A 21,790-nucleotide genomic window follows, 5' to 3' on the forward strand; every position below is an offset into this window, starting at 1 on the left:
TGATTACTGTTTTTTATATTTGAATCATTGGGGCCCCCATGGACATCAAACAGCTGAATCATCTGCTGCAATTGAGTGAGGCCGGCAGTTTTACCCGGGCCGCCAAACGCCTCAATCTGGCGCAGCCGGCACTGAGTCAAAGCATCAAGCGCCTGGAATCGGAACTGGGGGTCACCCTGGTCAACCGCAGCCAGGGCATGGCTGACAGGCAACTGACGCTGACGGCAGAGGGACAGCTGCTGCTGGGGCATGCCAGAAGCATAGTGCAGCAGCTGGAGCAAGCTAAACAACAAATCCGCGCCATGGCCAATCTGACCCGGGGCGAGGTGCGCATTGCCGTTCCCGGTATGTTGGGCTCCTTTTACCTGCCTTCGCGCTTAATGGCCTTCCGCCATCGTTATCCGGATCTCAAGCTCAGTCTGTTCGAAGGTGGCACCCGCGATGCGCTACGGATGTTGGAGCAGGAAGAAGTGGATATTGCGGTGATCACCGCCCAGGATCTGAAACCGGAATTTGATTCCTGCCTGCTGGTGCGCCAGCAGATGGTGGTGGCCATGGGCCAGGAACATCCGCTTGTTCAGCAACGCAATGTCAGTCTGGAGGATTTCTTCGAGCACGAGCTGGTGATGTTCAAGCCCGGCTATTTTCACCGCGAATGGATCCTGGGGCGGGCAAAAGAGCTTAACAAACAACCCAATATTGCCTTCGAGACCAACCTTATCAATCTGATAAAGCAGGTGGTCACCCAGGGCTTTGCCATCACCAGTGTGTTGGAAATGGTGATCAACGAGCGCGATAACATAGTGGCCCGCCCCTTTTCCCCACCTGTTTATCTGGACCTGCATATCAGCTGGAAAAAAGACCGGCCCGTGAGCCTGGCCGACCGCGCCTTTGTGGACTTTCTGCTGGAGAGCAGATAAAAAAAGCAGGGCCTAAGCCCTGCTCTTCAATCAGCCCCATCAGATTACATGGGTTCTTGCTTGTTGGCAGCCCGGTCCAGCTTGGCGCGCAGTACCTGGGGATTGGCCTTCAGCCGTTCCAGCAAGCCCAGCAGATCGGCGTCGGCGGCTGCGGACAAGAGCACCAATTGGTTGCTGCTCTGCCAGTCAAGGCGCAGATCCATGGACTTGGCAAATTCATCGGCGGAAACCCCTTCAGCCAACTTGACCACCAGCTTACCGGTCAGCACTGCAAAAGGCTCGCCGCCCTGAGTCACCAACTCATTGCCCTTTTTCAACGACTTGGCAGGTTGGACACCCTTATCTGTTTTGACCAGATATTGATCCTTAAGGCCAAGGAAATCAGCGCGGGTGACCTGCATTTTAGATGGGGTTGCCTGTTCAGCAGGCGCCTTTTCGTGAGGCGCGGCAGTGGCGGCACCACAACTCATCAGGCCGGTCAGGGTTGAAGCCAGTACTAATTTAGACAATTTCATAATCTATTCTCCTTATCTTCCGGCTCAGGCCTTGTGGCCGTGGAAACGGATTGACCAACCCTTCAGTTTGCCGTTGGCTTCGTTGGGGATCTCAACGTCAGCTACTTTGTAAATCTTGAAGCTATATTCACCGCTGTTAACGTCTATCACCTTCAGTGTCCATTCACCCTTGCTGCTCTCGCCATAGAAGGCGTTGGACAACATGGGCGTGGCATCGTAACCCGTTACCAGATCTGTTGGGTCGGTAGGATCCATGACGCCCTGATAGACCATGCCGTTGTAGGGCGTCATCAGCACACTGCGGGTGCCGGCGGGAGAAATCAGCTCCACCGCCACATCCGGCAAACGCAGATGGTCGGCGGTCAGTTCAATTTGTACCGCTTCAATAACCAAGTCTTCCTCCACGCTGATGGCATCGGTCACACCGGCCACCTCGGCATCGGGGATAGCCTTGTCCAGCTCATCACTGCCCAGCCACTCGGTTACCTGATACTCGCCCAGATTGGCCTTGTAATCCTTGGCCATCTTAACCGCAGCACCCAGGTCGATACGGCCAAAGCCATATTCGGTGTGGAAATGGTAACCGGCGGCATTGGTGGTCCAGCTTGGAATGGCATCGTATTGCGGCGCATCTTCACCTTCGCCCACGGCCACTGCAATAGGTGCGACGTCCGCATTCACCTGGGTCGCAGTGGATGCCAGGATGTGGCGCACATCACGCCAGCTGAGGTTAGGATTGGCGCTCAATATTGCGGCGATGGAACCCGAGGTGTTCGGCGCAGCGGAAGAAGTGCCGTTCATCACCGAGGTGTAATCACACTCCAGGTTCATTGGATGCAAGCCGCCATGGAAAGGCGTGGAAGGCCTGTCTTCGGTCACTGCCCAGCCCTTGTCACAACCGGCTCTGTCTGTGGTCACAATTGCAGGATGATCTTCGCCGTACTCACCGCCCGGCGCGGTTACAAAGATGTTGGCGCCTACCGAAGAGTAGCTTGAGCGCACCCCATCGGCATTGATGGCACTGACCACCAGGTTATAGACGTTGCCGTTATCGGTGGACATGTTGGAGTTGTGGAATGGCAGGCCATTATTGGCCGCTATGCCTGCCTTACGGGCATCAAAGTAATCAATTGGCATCCAGTAATAGCCCATGGAACGGAAGTAGTTGTATCCGTTGCCGGCAGACTTAACAAAGATACTGCCCTTGCCATCTGCACTCTCGGTAGTCACTTCCTGATAGAGATCGTTTTCATCTTCATCGAAACCGTGGGGGAAAGGCACTGAGTAACCATAGCTTTGGTTGAATACCCGGGCGCTGTCGCTGTAAGCGCTGGCGCCGTGGCTCAGGGCAAAGTTTTCAAAGGTTTGCACACTCTTCACTTCACCTGTTGGGTCATCATCCAGATAGTTAAAGCCAATAAGCTTGGCCTTGGGTGCGACACCCCGGCCACCAATACCGTTCCAACCTTCTGCTGCAATAATGCCACCCACAGCGGTACCGTGAGCAGACTCGTCGTCAAAGGGAGTGGGGTCGATAGTGCCAGTGATCAGATTATGGGAGCCCCCTGCGACCACGTTGGCACGCAGATCAGGATGGCTTATCTCCAGACCGTCATCCACCACGGCAACCGTGATGCCCTGGCCCATGGCGCCCTGGGCAACGGCACCGGCGACATTCATATCTTCACCGGCCTTGCCGCGCATTTTGGCAAAGGCATTCTGGCCGGTGTTTTTCAGGTGCCATTGCTCGGCATACAGGGGATCGAAGCCATCAATCTTGATGGTCAGGGTAGAAATGGATTCTGCCTTGCCGTCGCTTACCTTGAAACGCACCACTTCGGTACCGCTTTCGGCCTCGGTCACATAGGTAAAGGCGCCGGTCGCGGCATTGGTGATGGTCAGGGTGCCCAAAGTCACTTCGGCCGGATCCACCAGGGAGAAGCTGACACTGCCCTCGGCATCAGCACCTTCAAGTTGACCATTAAGGGTCAGCGATTGGCTTATGCTGTAGGCCACATCCTGGCTGGTGGGGACGGTATTGGGTTTGGGAGCCGGGGCCTTGTCACTGCCACAGCCGGTGAGCAGGGCTGCCGTGATACTTAAGGCAATAACAGACTTACGCATTCTGAACATTCCTTCTTGTCAATTGAATCATCCATGGAACGCCATTCTAATTAATTTGGTGACCATGAATGTGTTGGCGATTACTTATTAATGTGTGCTCTATCGGCGGCAGATTTTTAGCACAGGAATATTCAATTGAAAACATGTGGTTAACAGAACAAGAAGCGGTATTAACCCACAAGCTCACAACTTGTAACACATTGAATGCTATAGCTGAACACTGCCTGAATGAGTCGGCATTTTTTTATATGGCAAGTATTTGAATTACGGTAATGCCGCATATTTTATTGCGGATAACACCCGGTAAATTAGCTTGAAAAATTCTCAATAATATTTTTTACCAATTCAATAAATTTATTTATAAGAAATAAAACTTCCGAAAATTAATCAGTCAAAATGACTACAACATGGCGGGATGAAATACCGTATTTCAAATGAAGTAGATAAAAGAAAAGCGACCCTGGGGTCGCTTTTTTCTGTCTGCCTACTGGGCATCCGGCTGATTTTCCGGCAACGCATCCATGAATGCCGGCAGGGCATTACAGTTGGCGCAAATGCGGACTATGTTGGGATACCTGTCCATCGGCACCTTGAACCGCTCGGCATTGTAGACCTGGGGCACCAGGCAAACATCTGCCAGGGTGGGCTTGTCACCAAAGCAGAACCGTCCAGCGTGCTGCTGCAATTGCTGTTCAATGGCGGCAAAGCCCGTGTGGATCCAGTGGTGATACCAGGCATTCTTGGCCTCATCGGACAGGGCCAGATCCTTGCTTAAGTATTGCAGCACCCGCAGGTTATTCAGCGGGTGTATGTCACAGGCAATGGACAGGGCCATGGCCTGTACCTGGGCCCGAGCAACCGCGTCTTTGGGGAGCAAGGGATTGTCGTCGTTTAGACCATCCAGGTAATCCATGATGGCCAGGGACTGGGTCAGGGCCGTACCGTCATCCAACACCAGGGTCGGTACCAGATGCTGGGCATTGAGCGCCACATAGTCGTCCTGATGCTGCTGACCACCATCTTTAACCAGATGCACAGACTGCTGCTCACAACTCAGGCCCTTGAGATTGAGGGCGATACGCACTCTGTAGGCCGCGCTGGAGCGCCAGTAACCGTATAATTTCATGTTTGCCTCCATACAGAAAACGGGGCCAGTGCCCCGTTTTATTCAATTTGTTATCAAGCTTTTTTGCAAAGATAGCGCACTCAGCGCTGGTATTGCACCACTTGCTGATCGATGGCGCCGAAGATGCTGTTGCCGGCATCGTCAAACATCTCGATACGCACGCGATCGCCGAACTGCATAAAGGGCGTACTCGGCTTGCCATCGGCAATCACTTCCAGCATACGCTTCTCGGCCAGACAGCTTGAGCCGGCGCTGCGATCGTAGTTGGAAATGGTACCAGAGCCTATGATGGCACCGGCGCCAATGGGGCGGGTCTTGGCCACATGTGACACCAGTTGGCTGAAGTTGAAGGTCATGTCGACACCGGCATTGGGCTTGCCGAACAGCTCACCGTTGAGATGAGTCACCAGCGGCAGGTGAACCTTGCTGTCCTGCCAGCGCTCTCCCAGCTCATCCGGGGTGATGGCCACGGGCGAGAAACTGCTGGATGGCTTGGACTGGAAGAAACCGAACCCCTTGGCCAGTTCGGCCGGGATCAGGTTACGCAGCGACACATCGTTGACCAGCATCAGCAGTTTGATGTGCTGAGCGGCATCTTCGCTGCTGACACCCATGGGCACATCGTCGGTCACCACGGCAATCTCGGATTCGAAGTCTATGCCCCAGTCTTCACTGGCCAGCTCAATATTGCTGCGCGGTGGAATGAAACTGTCGGAACCGCCCTGGTAGAACAATGGATCGGTCCAGAAGGTTTCCGGCATGTCGGCACCGCGGGCCTTGCGCACCAGCTCAACGTGGTTCACGTAGGCGCTGCCATCGGCCCACTGGAAAGCACGGGGGAAAGGTGACAGACACTTGGTCTCGTCGAACGCCACTGTGTTTTCCAACTGACCGGCATTGAGGGCATCGTACAGCTCATTCAGCTGTGGGCTGAGCAGATCCCAGCCATCCAGCAATTGCTGCATGGTGTGGGCGATGGCGGGCACGGCAACGGCCTTGGTCAAATCGCGGCTTACCAGCATCAGCTGACCGTCACGGCGTCCATTGTGGTAACTTGCTAACTTCATATCTGCTCCTGTCCTGTTATCCCGTCGTCGGAACGACGTTGAAATTGGCGATACAAATACCCCAAGGGGCCGAAGAAGAGAATAGCGTGAGCAAAATCACATTTCACGCGGTGTCCCCGGGGTTTGTAAATTTATTGATACACGCCAGAGATCCCTGTGGCCCCATGGCGGCGGTGCGACATTGGCGGGCATTTGGGGCGCGCCAACATGGCAGTTTCTATTTACAGCGCTGACGCCGGGCGTCAGCGCTTTTTGCTTATCTTGTATTCCCTGAGCTTGTTGGCGATGGCCGTATGGCTGACCCCGAGCTTTTTCGCCAGCTGCCTGGTGCTGGGATACGCGGGATACAGGCGCCTGAGCAGACTGGCCTCAAACTGCTTCATAGCATCATCGAGGCTGCCGTCAAACTGGTGATCGAAATAGCCAAACCCTTCGGCGTAGGACGGCAGCTTCAGCTGCTCCACGGTCAACTCGGTGGAGCCATCCCACATGGACACGGCGCGAAACACCGCATTCTTCAATTGACGCACGTTGCCGGGCCAGGCATAGGTCAGCAGATGATCCCGGCACTGGGCCGAAATCCTGCGCATGGGGCTGGATAATTGCTGGCTGTAATGCTCGAGGAACATTTCCGTCAGCGGGATGATGTCCACCCGCCGCTCCCGAAGGGATGGCATGTGGAAACTGAGCACATGGATGCGGTAATAGAGATCTTCGCGGAACTCGCCCAACTGGCACAGCTCGGCAAGGTTTTTCTGACTGGAGCAGATGATACGCACATCTACCCTCACCTCGTCATCGCCGCCGATACGTCTGAAAGAGCCCTCGGTTAACAGCCTGAGCAGTTTGACCTGGGCCGCCTTGGACATCTCGGCTATCTCGTCGAGAAATACGGTGCCGCCCTTGGCTTCTTCAAACAGGCCCCGCTTGACTATGACCCCGTCGCGGACAAAGCCAAACAGCTCTTCCTCGGCGGCACTGTCAGGCAAGGCGGCACAGTTGATGGCGATAAAGGGGTGCTCACGGCGCATGCTGGCATCGTGGCAGGCCCTGGCCATCAACTCCTTGCCGGTACCTGTTTCGCCGGTAATAAGCAAAGGCGCGTCAAGCTGCGCCATACGCCTGGCCTGCTTGAGCACTTCTTTCATCTTGTCGCTGATGGCAAGTACGTTCTCAAACCCCTTGGTCTGGCTTTGCAGCGCATTGAACTGCTTACCGACGCGGGCCGGCGACTTGAGGGAGACCACGGCGCCGGCGAGTATGCTCTTGTCATTCTCATCGGGCAGGTAAATCGGCAGCATTTCTGCCAGATATTCGTTGGGCCCAATATTCACCCGGGTCGCTTGGGCCAACACCTGGGGCTCGCTGAGCCAACGGCTGAAGTTGAAGCCCTGCACCCAGTGATTCAGGGACTCATCCACCACTTCATGTTCGGCCATTCCCAGGGTCATCAGGGCAGACTCGTTGACAATACGAATACGCCCCTTGGCATCGATGGAAAACACCGAGTCGGGCAAGGTGCGCAGCAGGGTTTTGAGGGCGTAATGCTCCTGCTCGGAAGGCATAAAGGCAACGGTGCGCACATCATAGACGCTCTCAACCTTGCGGATCTGCGGCATCAAGGCGCTCAGGGTTTCAAAACTGATTTCGGCAAACTGCAAATACAGAAATCCGAGGTTACTGGCGTCGATGGCAATCAAATTGATGCCGTATTTCTCCAGTACGACCAGGATGTCCTTGGCCAGACCCACCCGGTCCTGGCAACTCACTTCCAAGCGCATATGGTTGATTGTCCCTTTAGCTTGTTCATTTTTATGGGAACGTCTGTGACCGCAGCGACAAGTGGCAAGGCGCTGCGGAGGCGTAGCGTACTTGGCCTAATACGGTAGAGCTTAACATGAAAAGTGGCAAGCGATGTTTACAGAGGAATAAACGGCGGATGAAAAAAATCAGTGTGCAACCTTAGTTAACACACTGATTTTTATTGACTCATTATCAGCCGAGCAACTGGTCGGTCTTGGCTGCCATGATGAAGTCATTGCGGTGCAGCCCCTTGATGGAGTGGGACCACCAGGTCACAGTCACCTTGCCCCACTCGGTCAGGATGCCGGGATGGTGAAATTCAGCCTCGGCCAGATCCGCCAGCTTATTGGTGAATTCCATGGCCAGTTTGAAATTCTTGAATTTGTATACCCGTTCCAGCTGCATGATGCCGTCACGGACTTCCACGGCCCAATCGGGGATCATGCGGATAAGTTCTGCCAGTTCGGCATCGGACACTTTGGGCGCATCGGCCTGGCAGGCCTCACACTTCATGGTAGCTAAATCGCTCATTACTGCTCCTTATTGTTGTTCTGGGGTCAAACGGCCTTGGCCTTGGGTTCAAACAGGGGGGCAAACAACCCAAGCTGCCTGGCACGGGTGATGGACTGCATAATATCCATACGGGCAATCTCATCAAGAAAATCAATATGTTCGATTACATAGTATATGGGCTGCATTATATCTATGCGATAGGGGGTACGCAGCACATCCATTAGTTCAAAGGGCTTGCGCTGGGGCACGTCACCCAGAGCGTACATGGTTTCCCCGGGCGAGCTCAGGATGCCGCCACCGTAGATCCTCAGCTCATCGTCCTTGTGCTGCAACAGGCCAAATTCCACAGTGAACCAGTAGAGCCGGGCCAGATACACCCGTTCTTCCTTGCTGGCGGCCAGACCCAGCTTGCCATACATTTCGGAAAAGTTGGCAAAGGATGGGTTGGTCAGTAGCGGGCAGTGACCGAAGATCTCATGAAAAATATCCGGCTCCTGCAGGTAGTCAAACTCTTCGCGGCTGCGAATAAAGGTCGCCACCGGGAACTGCTTGCTGGCCAGGAGTTCAAAAAAGCGGCCAAAGGAAATCAATGCCGGTACTGCAGCCGTTTTCCAGCCTGTAGCAGCCATCAATACCTTGTCCAGCTCGGGCAGCTGGGGGATCCTGTCCTTGGGTAAATCCAGCGCATCCAGTCCATCAAGATATTGCTGGCAGGCGCGGCCGGGCAGCTTTACCGCCTGACGGGCATAGAGCTCACTCCAGATCTGGTGCTCATCATCCGGGTAAGCGATAAAGCCCTGGGCATCCGCCTGGCGGGCAATATATTGGGTTCCTTTCGTCATAGTGTTTCACTTCACGTCAACTGCAACCCCCCAATAGTGTTCCAACGGATGTTTTTTGTTAACTCCTTCACGTTTTATTCCCGCGGGATCCGCTAGGGAATTTTGTAAAGCTTTTATTACAAAAGCACTACAATAATGTTGTATTTACAGCGTTTTTATCCCTGCCGCCATCGGGACCATGACGGATGGTTCCCGAAATCCCACAAACCGGAAAATTTCGCATAACCGGGTACCAGCCAATGGTTTTTACCTCCGAGTCCTTTACAATAGGCGGACAAGTGTCTGCGACAGCAGAACTAACATACTGCCCTGCGGTGTTTAGAATACTGAGGGCATGACCAATAAGGTTTCAAAAAAGGAAAGGTATGAAGCCAAGCAAGATCCGTAAGGCTGTAATCCCGGTTGCCGGACTGGGGACCCGTATGTTGCCAGCCACCAAGGCCATTCCCAAGGAAATGCTGCCAGTGGTCGATAAGCCACTGATCCAGTACGTGGTCAGCGAGGCCATCGCCGCGGGGATCAAGGAAATCGTCCTGGTGACCCACGCCAGTAAAAACTCCATTGAAAACCATTTCGACACCAGTTTTGAGCTGGAAGCCCAGTTGGAGCGCCGGGTTAAGCGCCAACTGCTGGATGCGGTGCAGTCCATTTGCCCCAAGGACGTGACCGTCATCAGTGTGCGTCAATCCCAGGCCAAGGGCTTGGGTCATGCCATTCTCTGTGCCCGTCCCGTGGTCGGCAACGAGCCCTTCGCCGTGCTGTTGCCGGATGTACTGATTGACGAGGGCAGTTGCGATCTGACCCATGACAATCTGGCGGCCATGGTGCAGCTGTTTAACGACACAGACGTTGGCCAAATCATGGTCGAAGGCGTGCCACACGAGCTGGTACACCAATATGGCATAGCCGACGTCAATGGCCACGATCTCAAGCCCGGCGAGTCCGAACCCCTGATTGAATTGGTGGAAAAGCCCGAGCTGGATGAGGCCCCTTCCAACCTGGCTGTGGTAGGCCGCTATGTGTTGCCGGCAGAAATTTGGCCCCTGCTGGCCAAAACCCCGGCCGGTGCCGGCGATGAAATCCAGCTGACCGATGCCATCGCCATGTTGATGGGCTCACACACAGTGAATGCTTATTACATGCAGGGTCGCAGCCACGATTGCGGTAACAAGCAAGGCTATATGCGCGCCAATGTGGAATATGCCCTGCGTCATCCCGAATTGGCAGAAGAATTTGCCTCTTATCTCAAACATTTGGTTAAAGGATTGAAGTAATGACGATTTTGGTTACCGGCGGCGCCGGATATATCGGCAGCCACACGGTAGTCGAATTGCTGCAGGCGGGAGCTGAGGTGCTGGTGCTGGACAACCTGTCCAACTCCAGCATCGCGGCGCTCGAGCGAGTCGGTCAGATCACCGGCAAGTCGGTCGACTTTATTGAGGGGGACATACTCAACAGGCCGTTACTGCAAAAACTGTTCACAGACTACAAGATTGACGCGGTAATACACTTCGCCGGGCTCAAGGCGGTCGGCGAATCTGTTGTCAAGCCGCTGAAATACTACGAGAACAATGTCACAGGTACCTTAGTCCTGTGCCAGGTGATGGCCGATTTCGGCGTCAAACAGCTGGTGTTCTCCTCTTCGGCCACTGTCTATGGCGATCCGGCCAGCTTGCCCATTACCGAAGACTTTCCTACCGGTGCCACCAATCCCTATGGCCGCTCCAAACTGATGGTGGAAGAGATCCTCGCCGATCTGCACCATGCCGACCCCAGTTGGAACATCGCCAGACTGCGTTACTTCAACCCGGCAGGCGCCCATGAAAGCGGTCTTATTGGTGAAGAACCCAACGATATCCCCAATAACCTGATGCCCTTTATCAGCCAGGTTGCGGTGGGTAAACGCGAGTGCCTGAGCGTGTTCGGTCAGGACTATCCCACCCACGATGGTACCGGGGTTCGTGATTATATCCATGTGGTTGATCTGGCAAGGGGCCACCTCAAAGCCTTGGAAAAACTCGCTCAACAGCCAGGATTGGTAACCTATAACCTGGGCACAGGTGTGGGGTACAGTGTGCTCGACATGGTAAAGGCCTTTGAACATGCGTCTGGGCAACCCATCAAGTACCAGATTGCTCCCAGACGTCCCGGTGACATAGCCGCCTGCTATGCCAATCCCGACAAAGCGAAACGTGATCTGGGCTGGCAAGCCGAATACGGTATTGAAGAAATGGTTGTCAGCAGTTGGCGTTGGCAGTCAAATAACCCCAACGGTTACGGACAATAGGACATAGACATGGGTGACAGTATTAATTTAGGCCGCAGACGTCTGTTCGGGCGCAAAGCCGATAACGCCATTCGCCCACCTTTTGTACGCGAGGATACAGAGTTCACCGACATTTGCACCCGCTGCGACAAATGTATCAAGGCCTGCGAAACCGGTATCTTGTTCCGGGGTGATGGCGGCTTTCCCGAGGTCAATTTTACCCAGGGTGAATGCACCTTCTGCCACGCCTGTGTTGATGTCTGTCCCGAACCTCTGTTTGATAAACTCAAAAGTCCGCCCTGGACACTGAAGGCACAGATCTCGGATGCCTGTCTCACGCAGCAGGGGATCTGGTGCCAGAGTTGCCGGGATATCTGTGAACCCGGCGCAATCAAGTTCACCCCGGCGGTGGGCAAACCTCCCTCACCCCATGTGGATTTGGACGCCTGTACCGGTTGCGGCGCCTGCGTCGCCCCCTGCCCCAGCCATGCCATCAGTCTGCCACCGGGAAATACCGCTTAAGTCCCGGCGGCAAAAGGACTTCAATCCAAGTTTGCCACCAGTGGGACAGCCAAAATTCTGACTCCCAAGCGCCAAAACTTAGTGGTTTTGCCGGCCCGAAAAGCACGGTAATATCGCTGGAAATTGTGTAGCTGGACAAAAGTATTATGTTTGCAAAAAACAAATCAGGCGCAGAGCTGACCTACCTGGCCAAGGGATGTTCATTCAAGGGCAACAGCCAATTCAGCAGTAACTTGCTGGTGGGAGGCGCGGTCTCCGGCAAGTTGCAATCGGAAGCCAAAATTACCATAGAAGCCGGTGGCCTGGTTGATGGCGAAGTCCATTGTCAGGAAATGAAAGTCTCGGGACACTTCTCCGGTAAACTGCAGTGTGAAAAGCTGGTCATTGCCGCCGGAGGCCTGGTGGAAGGTGAAGTCAGATGCAACGCCATGGAAATCTACGAAGGTGGCCAATTTGTCGGCATTCGCCAGAGAGATGCCATTCAGGGCGAGCTGCTGCATCCCGGCACATCATCCGAGCCGTTGTTGGAACAAGCCTGATATTCCCCTCTAAGATTCAGTCAAAAGTAAGCTGTCTGTTAAATTTTGACATTGATCATAGTAAGGTTATTTGCCTGTGCTACCCTGTTATTCATCTCTTTCTTAAGCAGGCATTAAGCTATGCAACAGCAGCTTATCCGGCAAATCGGCGAACTGGATGTGTTTGCTTTGCAGGTATTTCGCGCCATTTTCGAATCCGGACACGCCAATATTGCGGCCAGACAGCTGGATGTTTCGCCACCAAAAATAAGCCGCAGCCTCAACAGCTTAAGACAAGCATTTACGGATGAACTGTTCTACAGACGCGCCCAAGGCCTCAGAGCCACTCCGCTGGCAGAGCAGCTCTATCCCATTGTTTGTCAGCTGACCGATTCTTTGTTTGCCCTGGGACACTGTGCCTTTACCGCAACACAGGAGCAGCACAGCCCTTGCCTACAATTGGCCGTGTGCGAAGGCTTTGTGGCCCCACTGGCTCTGGCCATTACCACGGCACCACACAAGAGCCGTTTTCGACTTCACAGCTGGCAAAACCAGTCTGCCGATTTAATTCATCGCGGTGAACTGGATATGGGCATTTGCCTGTCTCCCAACGAACATCCGGAACTGAGCTATGAAGCGCTCGGTACCCCCCAGAAATTGTGCCTTGTGGGTCGTGATGACCACCCTATCTGGCAAACCAGCATGCCGACCCTGGAGCAGCTGTGTGAGTACCCCCTGCTGAGCCCTGCCCATCCCAATACAAATGGACCACTGGCTTCACTGGTGCTTTTTTGCCAGCGCGAGGGCATTGCGGCCCCAAGCCAGATCATCAGCCAGGATAAGGAAGAATGGTATGCCAACCTGTTGACTCAGGATAGCCTGGCGCTGGTGACCGCCGCCGAACAGGGATTACTGACCTGTCTGCCCCGGCTTAAGGTGCAAGCCATGGATGAAGGACAAGGCGGCCGCCTGAACTCTCAGGTTCAACCCGCCGTGTTTTATCTGGTTGAAAAGCCCATGCGCTACCGCAGATACAGCGAGCAACAGCGTGTGGAAGTCATTGAATTGTTGCGCGGATTGCTTTCATAAACAGCACTTATCTCATCATTTGCAATTGCGCATTTTAAAAAAGGGAATTTACATACTTGAGGTTTAAGTCTTTGTTCACAAATACAAAACAAAGAAGCAATTACCTCTTTATGTATAGGAGCAGCACCTTATAGTTAAGGTACTGCATACGCAGTCTGAAAGGCTACAAAGGGACGCGATGATGAAAAACTACAATAACTCTCTGATGGCCATGGCACTTTTCAGTGCCCTGACCCTCTCCGCTTGCGGAGACGGGAAAGATGGCCAAGATGGAGCACCCGGTACCCCAGGTACTCCAGGAACCCCAGGCACACCCGGCGCACCTGCCGGATCTACAGTTTCTTACGTGGATTCGGCTGCCGATGTGACCTTTGAAATCCAACCCGCCGACATCAATGTTGCCGGTGGTGGCACCTTTGCAATCAAGTTCAAAGCGATGGGTAAAACCCCACAGGGCAAGACAGTGCCCTTTACCGGACTTGACATGGTGTCTCTGTACTCGATAACGGTCAAAGAAAACACCTCCGGTGACGGTGCACCATTGCAGTGGGTCAACAATGCCATGACCCAGGGCCTTGGCTCTTCCATGTACTGTACCCTCACAGGCACCTACTCTTCCCGCGGCCGCACCGGCAATGCCTGTACCATGGTGGAAGACGCCAATGAACCAGGTACCTATACCGGCACCTGGACCCATGCGGGCGCCGCGCCCATCATGAACCCCAATGACGATTTGAATGCCACTCACCGCTTCTTTATGCGCGCTTACAACGTTAAAGACAGCGAAGGCAACAGCGTCTCCGGCAAGGTATTGTCAGATCGCCTCGACTTTGTCCCTGCTACCGGTGAACTGGTAGCCGATACCGGCAAAGACACAGTGACAGTGGAAGCCTGTATCAACTGCCACGGTAACAAAGATGGTCATATTGCCAAGATCCGTGCTCACGGCAACTATGAAAATCCGGAAAACTGTATCACCTGTCACAACCCCGACAATCAGCCCTCTGAAGAGCAGTTGGCCGAAGGCTGGGTGTTTGATTTCGGCCCCATGGTCCACCGTATCCACGCCGGTCATCACATCAGTGATTACCTGTCAGGTGAAGCCAAGGAATACTTCGGTGAAATTGGCTTCCCGGGTGAACTGCGCGAATGTACCAGCTGCCACAATAATGGCGACAGCTGGGAACAAAATCTGTATCGCGAAGCCTGTAAGGGTTGTCATATCAATGTCAACTTCGAGACAGGTGAAGGCCACTCTGAATTCAGCCTGGTGCAAACCAGCGACACCCAGTGTAAGAACTGCCACGGTGCTGGAGGCCTGAGCCCTGCCGTTGTCCACAATGTGGGTAAACGCGCCGAGTATGCCGATCTGTTCAAGATTGAAGCTCAAACTGCCACTGTCACAGATCCAACCCCCGGCGATGGCATGAAGACGCTGACTGTCAGTGCCAAGATCACCATGAACGGTGCACCTGTAGCCGATGGCACTGTGCTTGCCGATTACATGACCAGCACCACTCGCGGTATGCTGATCGGTAATATCGATGCCAATGGCAGTGTAACCGCACTGAACGGCACTTCTGCTGCGATCAGCATCACCAGCGGCGCAACCCTTGCGGGCGGAATCTTAACCAACAGCAAGGAGTTCACTGACGCCCAGCTGACAGGTACTGTCTATGTGACTGCCGAAGTACAGGTGTGTGCTGACAAGGGCGCAGTGGTTAAATGTCGTGATGGCGCCGGCACAGCGTTGGAAGGTCTGGAGTTTGGTGCCGACCACGGTTTGGCCAACTCTGCCCCACTTGCCTACTTCAATCTGGACGACCCAGCCGGTGCCACTGTGGTAGCCCGCATGGATGACCCAAGCAGGATCACCATAGATGAAGCCAAGTGTAACGGTTGTCACCAGAACCTGACCCATATCAAGGGTACCCATGGTGTTACCGAATTCACCCAGTGTATGAACTGTCACAACGAAAACACCGGAAGGTCTTTCCACTCCACAGTGCAATATGACACCGGAACTGTAGACGTTGACGGCAACAGGATATTCGCCACTGTACCGGGTTTGACCTTTGGACAGAGAGATCTGGTGACTGTTGCCCACCGTTTCCACAGTGGTAACTGGGATGCAGGACGCAGTATTCCAGCAATCTACCGTGACAAGGACATGAAACTGAATGGTTTCCCTGGAGTTGAGAACGACTGTAGCGCCTGTCACCAGGACAATGCCAAGTTCTTCGCCGCCGATGGTGGCCTGACATCCGGCAAGCGTGCCGTACTTGTGGGCAGTAACTATGTCACACCTGTGGCCGAAGCCTGCCGCGCCTGTCACGAGCACTCTGATGACGCAGCCTTGGCCCACTTCAAGAGCATGGGCGCCATAGTTGCCAGTGATGCAGCAACCAGTAAGGACCTGCCGGTTGAAAGCTGTGCAACCTGTCACGCCGAAGGCAAGGAATTCGGTGTCGATAAGATGCACGCCAACTAATAGCTAAAGCTAAACCAACAAGGGGACCTGCCGGTCCCCTTTTTTATGCTTCAACTTTGTGGGCTTATTGCGACGGACCAGTTGCTATAACGGCAAGTAAAACTCTCTTGATAACCGGAAGTGAGCCAGTCTATATACTCGGAAAAACCTGCCGCTTTAACCCGTCACCATAAGCGAATATGCCTCGTCGCCATAGTCGGATGCGGCCCCACCACCATCATAAGACTCACCCGTACTGTGGAGCTAAGGGAATGGGGACAATGGGCAAGGTAATAAAAGACGGGTTATTCAGGCGGGTTGTCCGCCAACTGCGCCTGCCGGGTCTGACGCAGCAACCGCGCCACCTCCATTGGTTCCCTATCCAGGGCATCGGCGGGAATATAGAGATGATAACCCAGATGCTTGGCCAGCAACTCACAACGATGACCGAACATGGCCAAGACACCGCGATAGCGCTCGCCATTGACCAGAAGCGGTGTGAATTCGGTACCCAAGTAATCTTCCAACCCCTTCAGGCTCTCTTCATTGGCCACGGCCGTCATCATCAGTGGCCTTTGCTCAGACAAAAGACCGGTGGCCAGCCTGGGCGAAATCGAATCTAACACAGGGTTGATGGCATAGAGCCGCAGCCCGATAAAGGGTAACTCCAGCTGCTCCAGCCCTTGGGAGAGTCTTGGAACATCAATACGTTGGATATTGTCCCAGCGTACATACAACTGACCACGACGGTGTTTAAAGGTAAATCCCTGCTCATCACCGATAAGGCTTTCGTCGGGCTCGGCCAATTTAGCCCAGCCAAGCACCATGGCGAGCACCCCAAGAGAAAAACAGGTTAGTCCCAGCGCAAACAAGGACTGAGAATTGAGAAAAATCCCCAGCCCCAACAGTGCCAGCACCAGCCCTCCCAGACTCAGGGTCAGGCCATTGTGCTTGGCGCGGGGTTTAACGGTGAACAGGGGAGATGTCATGCATGCCTCAGCCAAAACCAGAAAAGGCCCACATATTCGTGGATTGCCAGCTGGGATGCAAGCAGGAAGCTGCCATCGGGACGCCACCAGTAGCCGCTGCGGCCATAAAAATCCGTGGGGGCGGGAGTCGCCTTGATACCGCGCAATTTGAAAATCGCCATGGCCCTGGGCATGTGGGTGGCGGAGGTCACCAAACGCACAGGCAAATCACCCAGAGCCTGGCTCAGGTACTCGGCCTCTTCCAAGGTGTCCCGAGCCTCGGGCAAACGCAGAATTCGGTCGGGTGCCACACCGAGTTCGACCGCCGCATCCGCCATCACGTCCGCATGCGCCCGACCACGGCCACCATTCCAGCCACTGACAATCAACACACAATCCTTGCCAAGGCGCAATTGGGACAAACCTTCCGTCAGACGCGCCAAAGCAGTAGGCGACAACTGCTGCACCGCGCTGCCACCGATGCCGTCATCGTGTCCCGAGCCCAGCACCATCACCTGGCAGCTTCCTTCAATGGGGCTGCGATTGACCTCATACTGCGCCTCCAAAGGAGCGGTTAACAACTTGCTGCCCCAGGGCATGGACAACACCAGCAGCAAAGCGGCGGCACAGGCCAACAGGAACCTGGCCTTGGCTCGGGAGCGAATGAGGATAAATGCCAGCAGTATCAGCAGCAATACCAGTGGCAAGGGCATAACAAACAGCGAGAGGATTTTTTTCAACCAAAACATGGACCAAGCTCCTTATCGGTCAAGGTTAGCCGCTGGCCCATTACTCTGAACCATGGCTCTGAACCATGGCTCTGAACCATGGCAGCGGACCGGCGGCTAAGGATAACTGCTGCAGAGATAAAAACGCCAGCCCCGGGGCTGGCGTTTGGTCATCACAGTGGCTTTACTTACTCCACAGCCAGGCGGCGCCGCGAACTCCGGAGGAGCAGCCGAAACGGTTCGGCACCACCGGGGTATCACATTCACCGCCGAGCACATATTTTCGCAGCAGTGCCGGCAATTTGGGATAGATGGCCTCAACATTGGACATGCCGCCACCGAGCACTATGGCGTCGGGGTCGAGCACATTGATCACATGGGCCAGGGAGCGCGCCAGACGGTCCATATAGCGTTCAAAGGCTGCAATGGCCAGCTCATCCCCCTGCTCAACCAAGGCCATGATTTCATTGCCCGTCTTGGCATTGCCACCGTGGGCATTGAAGTCCCTGACAAAGCCGGTACCGGAAATAAAGGTCTCGATACAGTCGGCATTGCCACAGAAACATTGGGTGGTATTGAACTCATCGGCACGCATCCAGGGCAAGGGGTTATGACCCCATTCGCCGCCAATGCCATTGCCACCGGCATGCACCCGGCCGTTAATGGCGACACCGGCGCCGCAACCTGTGCCTATGATGACCCCGAATACCACACCCTTGCCGGCAGCGGCGCCGTCAACGGCTTCGGATACGGCAAAACAATTGGCATCGTTGGCCACCCGTATTTCGCGATTAAGCCGCGCCCCCAAATCTTTGTCGAGCGGATGGCCATTGATCCAGGTGGAGTTGGCATTCTTTACCAGGCCGGTAAAGGGTGAAACCACCCCCGGGATGCCAATACCCACGGTGCCGCCCATGCCCAGCTCGGCCTCGGCCTCCTGCACCAGAGCGGTCAGGGTTTGAAGGGTCCCCTCATATTCACGGGGCGTTGGCACCCGCTTGCGGTACAACTCTTCACCTTCTTCGCCAAGGGCAACCAATTCTATTTTGGTGCCACCGAGATCAATACCCATACGCATAATGAAACTTGCCTCTTTCTGTCAGCACTTTCACATAGTGCTGTTATTCCGTGCCCTGCCCTGGCGCCAAAGCGAGAAACCAGGGGTTGAGCAAGCTTTCTTTTTGGTTATACCTGAGGGGCTGACGGCTTTCATATTCAAGCACCTTGCCACCGGCAGCTTCCAATACGGCTTGGGCTGCCGCGGTATCCCACTCACTCGTGGGCCCAAGGCGCGGATAGAGATCCGCCCGCCCTTCGGCCAGCATGCAAAACTTAAGCGAACTGCCAACGCTGAGCACCTCATGCTCGCCCAACCCGGCCAGATAAGCGTCGAGCCCGGGTGAGCCGTGGGAACGACTGCCGACCACCAGGGGAACCTGTCTGACATGCTCAGCTCCTGTCAGTGGCCTTGCCGGTTCACCTGGCACTCTCAACCAGGCCCCCAGGCCTTTGGCACCGATGTAACAGGCGCCCTGACCTTCTGCCCCTTCAAAACAGGGGGCGTAAACCACACCGGCTACCGCCTGTCCCTGACGTATAAGGGCAATATTGACGGTAAACTCGCCATTGCGCTTGATGAATTCCTTGGTACCGTCCAGGGGATCCACCAGCCAATACTCCTGCCAACCTTGCCGTACCGTCCAGGGCACCTCCGCCTCTTCCGACAATACGGGCACACCGGGATAGCGCTCCGCCAGGGCCGACACAATGACTGCATGGCTGGCTAAATCTGCCGCGGTGACCGGGCTGTCGTCACTTTTAAGCGCCACATCAAATTGCTCACGACCATAAATGGCCAAAATGGCGTCACCGGCACGGCGCGCCATGTCGGCCAAATTGTCGAGTAAATCAGGCCCTATGGTGATGATTGTCATTGGATTCTCCGGGATACATGAGGCTAAACTGCCGGCCATTATGCCACTTCAGCATCCCCGGATTTATAACAAATTCATCATATTCCCGGGAAATGATACTAAGCCAGCAGGCCGAGGCAGGAAAGCCCCGGCCGCCCGTGTGCATTCGTATTCAGCAAAAATCACGGTTCAACCAACAGAGCAGAAACTGCCAGTTCGATAACGAATAAGGTGATTTTGATTCGGCGAGGAGGTTAAGATGCCGGCGCCCACAAGCTCAGGGTTTGGGGTAACAAACATAATTTATCGGAACAAGCCTGAAGTTTCACTTTGAGTATCTCCCCCTCGCGGCAAATTTGCTCCGGCTTACAGCTCAAAAGAATGGCGCTATCCCCCTCATACAGCGCCAGAGTCTCATTGGTAAAACCCAAGCGACGCCAATGTGGCTCTGGATAGGTCAGTATCCAATGGGAAGCCGGTGATAAGACCTCTGTACCGATTAGCTTGCGTGCCTCAGCCCCATGGGCATTGATATGCCAGCCGTCATCCATTCTGACGTTCAGCTTGATATCCTTGCCCAGGCGTTCCGCCCAAATGCTGCCGTGACCGCCAGCGAATGTTCTGAGTCCTTTGGGGCTATCCGGCTTGCTTTCCTGCACAGCCCTGAGCAGGGAGTACTGACTGAGCAAGCCCGCAGGCTCTGCCGCCAGACGCTTTGCCAAATCATTGGCCTGCTGGCGAAATCCCTCATCAGGCGCCAGTTCGGCGGCCAAATTCAGTGCCCGATAGGCAGCAGCGGCGGCAGCGGGTAATTCGCCGTCTCGCACCTCTTCCAGCCAGCCCCCCTCTCTTAACAATGCATATGCATATCGCTGGCGTTTTTCAGCTGTTCCAAGGTCACCACGGCTCCTGTTCAGCTGCGCCAGTTGCAACAAGGCCAAGGCAAACCAGGCTCTATCTTCGACACCCGCAACTATGCTGGTGCGATTTTCAAAGCCAATACGCATTAGCCCGGATGGGGTGACAAAGTTCTGCTGCAGAACCTTGCCCAATTGCTCTGCTTTTTGTGCCAGGGAGAGCTCGCCGGTGGCCCAATATGCATCCAGCAAGGCATTCAGGTACAAGGCATTCCAGCTGAGAATGACCTTGGTATCAATGGGAGGTATGGGGTCTTGTTTTCTAATGTCCCTGGCTTGCTGCAGTAGCGATAGATTCGGCCAGCCAGGCAGCAACGGGTCCAGCCACAGTAAACGCCCTGTGGAAGCCATGCTATTGCTCAGAAATCCCTTGCTGACCAGTTCTTGGGCCTCGATATCAGCAAAGCGGTAGTAGCTGCCTTCACCAGCAGAAGATACGGCGGACATGGCGGAGGCATACCCCCCATTGGTGTACAGGTATTGGTCCACCCAGGCCAAGGTTTGCCAAAACGCATTCTTATATCTTGGCTCCGCACTGAGGCTCCAGGCTTTGGCCAATACACTTGCCATCAGCGCCTGGGTATAAAGCATTTTTTCAAAGTGGGGTTGTTGCCGATTGGCATCTTCAGCGTAGCGGTGAAAGCCGCCATCAATGACATCGTACACCGGGCTGGCAAGCGTCTTGTCCAACTGGTCAAATAGCCGCCTTTCCTGTTCCTTGTCTCCCTGCATGGCATCCGAGGCCATAGCCAATAACCAGGTTTCATGCAAAAAACGGGGACCAGTATCCGCCGCCAGACTGGTCATAATGCGCTGCTGTACCGCCTCAACTTGCTGCGGCCATTGTCCAGCGTCACCGGGTTGGCCCAGGGAATGTTGCTTGAGCAGCAAACTGTGGCGCTTGGCCAATTTAGTCAACGCTTCCGGCTTGCTTTGCCAGCGCTGTGCCAATGCCGAAAGCAAGCGCTGCAGCTGCTCGCGACTTTGGTAAGCATCTATCCAAATAATATCGCCGGCCGGTGTCAGTATCACATTCAGGGGCCAGCCTGGCTCCCCCTTAAGCACCTCCATGGCGAAGCGATACTGGTTATCCACAGTAGGCAACTGCTCCCTGTCGACCTTGATACTGAGGAAATTGCTGTTAAGCAGTTCGGCTATGCCTGCATCGCTGAAGGATTCACCGGCCATGACATGGCACCAATGGCAGGTAGCATACCCTATGGAAAGAAAGATAAGTTGTTGCTTTTCGCGGGCGTCATTCAACGCCTGCTGCGACCACTCACGCCAATTCACCGGTTGTAATGCATGACTGAGCAGATAGGGGGAATCGGCCCATATCAATTCATTGACATGGGCCGGCGTTTCATTGGTGCCAAGCAGTCCCTGCTCAACAAACCAGGCATGCCTGACTTTTTCCTGCTGCAACAAATCACTGCCCGCAAACGCGGGCAGTGACAACAGCAGTATGGCTAGTAGCCAACGCCACATC

Annotated in this window: 19 protein-coding genes; 7 read left to right on the forward strand and 12 right to left on the reverse strand. The window is 54.6% G+C overall.

The genetic code is table 11. From position 1 onward, the window contains the following. Positions 1 to 38: 38 nt before the first annotated feature. The gene (locus JYB85_RS11690; protein WP_207379437.1) at positions 39 to 920 is read left to right on the forward strand and encodes a LysR family transcriptional regulator; all 882 of its coding nucleotides are present in this window, start codon (positions 39 to 41) and stop codon (positions 918 to 920) included. A gap of 44 nt (positions 921 to 964) precedes the next feature. On the opposite strand, the gene JYB85_RS11695 is transcribed toward JYB85_RS11690, so the two are convergent. The 7 genes from JYB85_RS11695 to phhA all read right to left on the reverse strand — a co-directional run bounded on the left by JYB85_RS11695 (position 965) and on the right by phhA (position 8,910). Beyond that, positions 965 to 1,435, reverse strand: a complete 471-nt coding sequence (locus JYB85_RS11695; RefSeq protein WP_207379438.1) for a hypothetical protein — start codon at positions 1,433 to 1,435, stop codon at positions 965 to 967. A 24-nt stretch (positions 1,436 to 1,459) separates the two neighbouring features. Next, on the reverse strand, positions 1,460 to 3,559 hold the full coding sequence (locus JYB85_RS11700; protein WP_207379439.1) for a S8 family serine peptidase: 2,100 nt from the start codon (positions 3,557 to 3,559) through the stop codon (positions 1,460 to 1,462). 484 nt (positions 3,560 to 4,043) lie between these two features. Beyond that, positions 4,044 to 4,685: a maleylacetoacetate isomerase gene (gene maiA, locus JYB85_RS11705; protein ID WP_207379440.1), complete on the reverse strand. Its 642-nt coding sequence runs from the start codon at positions 4,683 to 4,685 to the stop codon at positions 4,044 to 4,046. Between the two features lie 80 nt (positions 4,686 to 4,765). Next, positions 4,766 to 5,752, reverse strand: a complete 987-nt coding sequence (locus JYB85_RS11710; protein WP_207379441.1) for a fumarylacetoacetate hydrolase family protein — start codon at positions 5,750 to 5,752, stop codon at positions 4,766 to 4,768. Between the two features lie 242 nt (positions 5,753 to 5,994). Continuing rightward, positions 5,995 to 7,533: a transcriptional regulator TyrR gene (gene tyrR, locus JYB85_RS11715; protein ID WP_207379442.1), complete on the reverse strand. Its 1,539-nt coding sequence runs from the start codon at positions 7,531 to 7,533 to the stop codon at positions 5,995 to 5,997. Positions 7,534 to 7,747: 214 nt separating this feature from the next. Then, positions 7,748 to 8,086 (reverse strand): 4a-hydroxytetrahydrobiopterin dehydratase, encoded by a 339-nt coding sequence (locus JYB85_RS11720; RefSeq protein WP_207320193.1) that lies wholly within the window; start codon positions 8,084 to 8,086, stop codon positions 7,748 to 7,750. A 26-nt stretch (positions 8,087 to 8,112) separates the two neighbouring features. After that, entirely contained in the window at positions 8,113 to 8,910 is a 798-nt protein-coding gene (gene phhA / locus JYB85_RS11725) for a phenylalanine 4-monooxygenase (RefSeq protein WP_207379443.1), read from the reverse strand. A gap of 365 nt (positions 8,911 to 9,275) precedes the next feature. Here phhA and galU point away from each other — a divergent pair, with 365 nt between their 5' ends. From galU to JYB85_RS11755, 6 genes are all read left to right on the forward strand, one after another. Continuing rightward, positions 9,276 to 10,184, forward strand: coding sequence for a UTP--glucose-1-phosphate uridylyltransferase GalU (galU, locus tag JYB85_RS11730; RefSeq protein WP_207379444.1), 909 nt, complete (start codon positions 9,276 to 9,278; stop codon positions 10,182 to 10,184). Continuing rightward, positions 10,184 to 11,197 (forward strand): UDP-glucose 4-epimerase GalE, encoded by a 1,014-nt coding sequence (gene galE, locus JYB85_RS11735; protein ID WP_207379445.1) that lies wholly within the window; start codon positions 10,184 to 10,186, stop codon positions 11,195 to 11,197. Before galU ends, galE begins: the two co-directional genes overlap by 1 nt. A gap of 9 nt (positions 11,198 to 11,206) precedes the next feature. Beyond that, entirely contained in the window at positions 11,207 to 11,698 is a 492-nt protein-coding gene (gene napF / locus JYB85_RS11740; RefSeq protein ID WP_207379446.1) for a ferredoxin-type protein NapF, read from the forward strand. Between the two features lie 146 nt (positions 11,699 to 11,844). After that, positions 11,845 to 12,237: a bactofilin family protein gene (locus tag JYB85_RS11745; RefSeq protein WP_207379447.1), complete on the forward strand. Its 393-nt coding sequence runs from the start codon at positions 11,845 to 11,847 to the stop codon at positions 12,235 to 12,237. A 120-nt stretch (positions 12,238 to 12,357) separates the two neighbouring features. Continuing rightward, positions 12,358 to 13,305, forward strand: coding sequence for a LysR family transcriptional regulator (locus tag JYB85_RS11750; RefSeq protein WP_207379448.1), 948 nt, complete (start codon positions 12,358 to 12,360; stop codon positions 13,303 to 13,305). A gap of 178 nt (positions 13,306 to 13,483) precedes the next feature. Beyond that, a complete protein-coding gene (locus JYB85_RS11755; protein WP_207379449.1) occupies positions 13,484 to 15,796 on the forward strand; it encodes an OmcA/MtrC family decaheme c-type cytochrome in 2,313 nt (770 codons plus the stop codon). Between the two features lie 284 nt (positions 15,797 to 16,080). On the opposite strand, the gene JYB85_RS11760 is transcribed toward JYB85_RS11755, so the two are convergent. The 5 genes from JYB85_RS11760 to JYB85_RS11780 all read right to left on the reverse strand — a co-directional run bounded on the left by JYB85_RS11760 (position 16,081) and on the right by JYB85_RS11780 (position 21,789). Further along, positions 16,081 to 16,764 (reverse strand): DUF2982 domain-containing protein, encoded by a 684-nt coding sequence (locus JYB85_RS11760; protein WP_207379450.1) that lies wholly within the window; start codon positions 16,762 to 16,764, stop codon positions 16,081 to 16,083. Next, the gene (locus tag JYB85_RS11765) at positions 16,761 to 17,492 is read right to left on the reverse strand and encodes a YdcF family protein (RefSeq protein WP_207379451.1); all 732 of its coding nucleotides are present in this window, start codon (positions 17,490 to 17,492) and stop codon (positions 16,761 to 16,763) included. Before JYB85_RS11765 ends, JYB85_RS11760 begins: the two co-directional genes overlap by 4 nt. Before the next feature lie 163 nt (positions 17,493 to 17,655). Beyond that, positions 17,656 to 18,552, reverse strand: coding sequence for a fructokinase (mak, locus tag JYB85_RS11770; protein WP_207382055.1), 897 nt, complete (start codon positions 18,550 to 18,552; stop codon positions 17,656 to 17,658). 40 nt (positions 18,553 to 18,592) lie between these two features. Beyond that, entirely contained in the window at positions 18,593 to 19,405 is an 813-nt protein-coding gene (gene cysQ, locus JYB85_RS11775; RefSeq protein ID WP_207379452.1) for a 3'(2'),5'-bisphosphate nucleotidase CysQ, read from the reverse strand. A gap of 233 nt (positions 19,406 to 19,638) precedes the next feature. Beyond that, a complete protein-coding gene (locus JYB85_RS11780; RefSeq protein ID WP_207379453.1) occupies positions 19,639 to 21,789 on the reverse strand; it encodes a thioredoxin domain-containing protein in 2,151 nt (716 codons plus the stop codon). Between the last annotated feature and the right edge of the window lies 1 nt (position 21,790).

The organism is Shewanella sedimentimangrovi, from assembly GCF_017354965.1.
Lineage (GTDB): Bacteria > Pseudomonadota > Gammaproteobacteria > Enterobacterales > Shewanellaceae > Shewanella > Shewanella cyperi.

Bases quoted from the DNA above. Each gene is read 5' to 3' on its own strand.
- JYB85_RS11690 (WP_207379437.1), top strand. From the start codon at position 39: ATGGACATCAAACAGCTGAATCATCTGCTGCAATTGAGTGAGGCCGGC.
- JYB85_RS11695 (WP_207379438.1), bottom strand. From the start codon at position 1,435: ATGAAATTGTCTAAATTAGTACTGGCTTCAACCCTGACCGGCCTGATG.
- JYB85_RS11700 (WP_207379439.1), bottom strand. From the start codon at position 3,559: ATGCGTAAGTCTGTTATTGCCTTAAGTATCACGGCAGCCCTGCTCACC.
- maiA (WP_207379440.1), bottom strand. From the start codon at position 4,685: ATGAAATTATACGGTTACTGGCGCTCCAGCGCGGCCTACAGAGTGCGT.
- JYB85_RS11710 (WP_207379441.1), bottom strand. From the start codon at position 5,752: ATGAAGTTAGCAAGTTACCACAATGGACGCCGTGACGGTCAGCTGATG.
- tyrR (WP_207379442.1), bottom strand. From the start codon at position 7,533: ATGCGCTTGGAAGTGAGTTGCCAGGACCGGGTGGGTCTGGCCAAGGAC.
- JYB85_RS11720 (WP_207320193.1), bottom strand. From the start codon at position 8,086: ATGAGCGATTTAGCTACCATGAAGTGTGAGGCCTGCCAGGCCGATGCG.
- phhA (WP_207379443.1), bottom strand. From the start codon at position 8,910: ATGACGAAAGGAACCCAATATATTGCCCGCCAGGCGGATGCCCAGGGC.
- galU (WP_207379444.1), top strand. From the start codon at position 9,276: ATGAAGCCAAGCAAGATCCGTAAGGCTGTAATCCCGGTTGCCGGACTG.
- galE (WP_207379445.1), top strand. From the start codon at position 10,184: ATGACGATTTTGGTTACCGGCGGCGCCGGATATATCGGCAGCCACACG.
- napF (WP_207379446.1), top strand. From the start codon at position 11,207: ATGGGTGACAGTATTAATTTAGGCCGCAGACGTCTGTTCGGGCGCAAA.
- JYB85_RS11745 (WP_207379447.1), top strand. From the start codon at position 11,845: ATGTTTGCAAAAAACAAATCAGGCGCAGAGCTGACCTACCTGGCCAAG.
- JYB85_RS11750 (WP_207379448.1), top strand. From the start codon at position 12,358: ATGCAACAGCAGCTTATCCGGCAAATCGGCGAACTGGATGTGTTTGCT.
- JYB85_RS11755 (WP_207379449.1), top strand. From the start codon at position 13,484: ATGATGAAAAACTACAATAACTCTCTGATGGCCATGGCACTTTTCAGT.
- JYB85_RS11760 (WP_207379450.1), bottom strand. From the start codon at position 16,764: ATGACATCTCCCCTGTTCACCGTTAAACCCCGCGCCAAGCACAATGGC.
- JYB85_RS11765 (WP_207379451.1), bottom strand. From the start codon at position 17,492: ATGTTTTGGTTGAAAAAAATCCTCTCGCTGTTTGTTATGCCCTTGCCA.
- cysQ (WP_207379452.1), bottom strand. From the start codon at position 19,405: ATGACAATCATCACCATAGGGCCTGATTTACTCGACAATTTGGCCGAC.
- JYB85_RS11780 (WP_207379453.1), bottom strand. From the start codon at position 21,789: ATGTGGCGTTGGCTACTAGCCATACTGCTGTTGTCACTGCCCGCGTTT.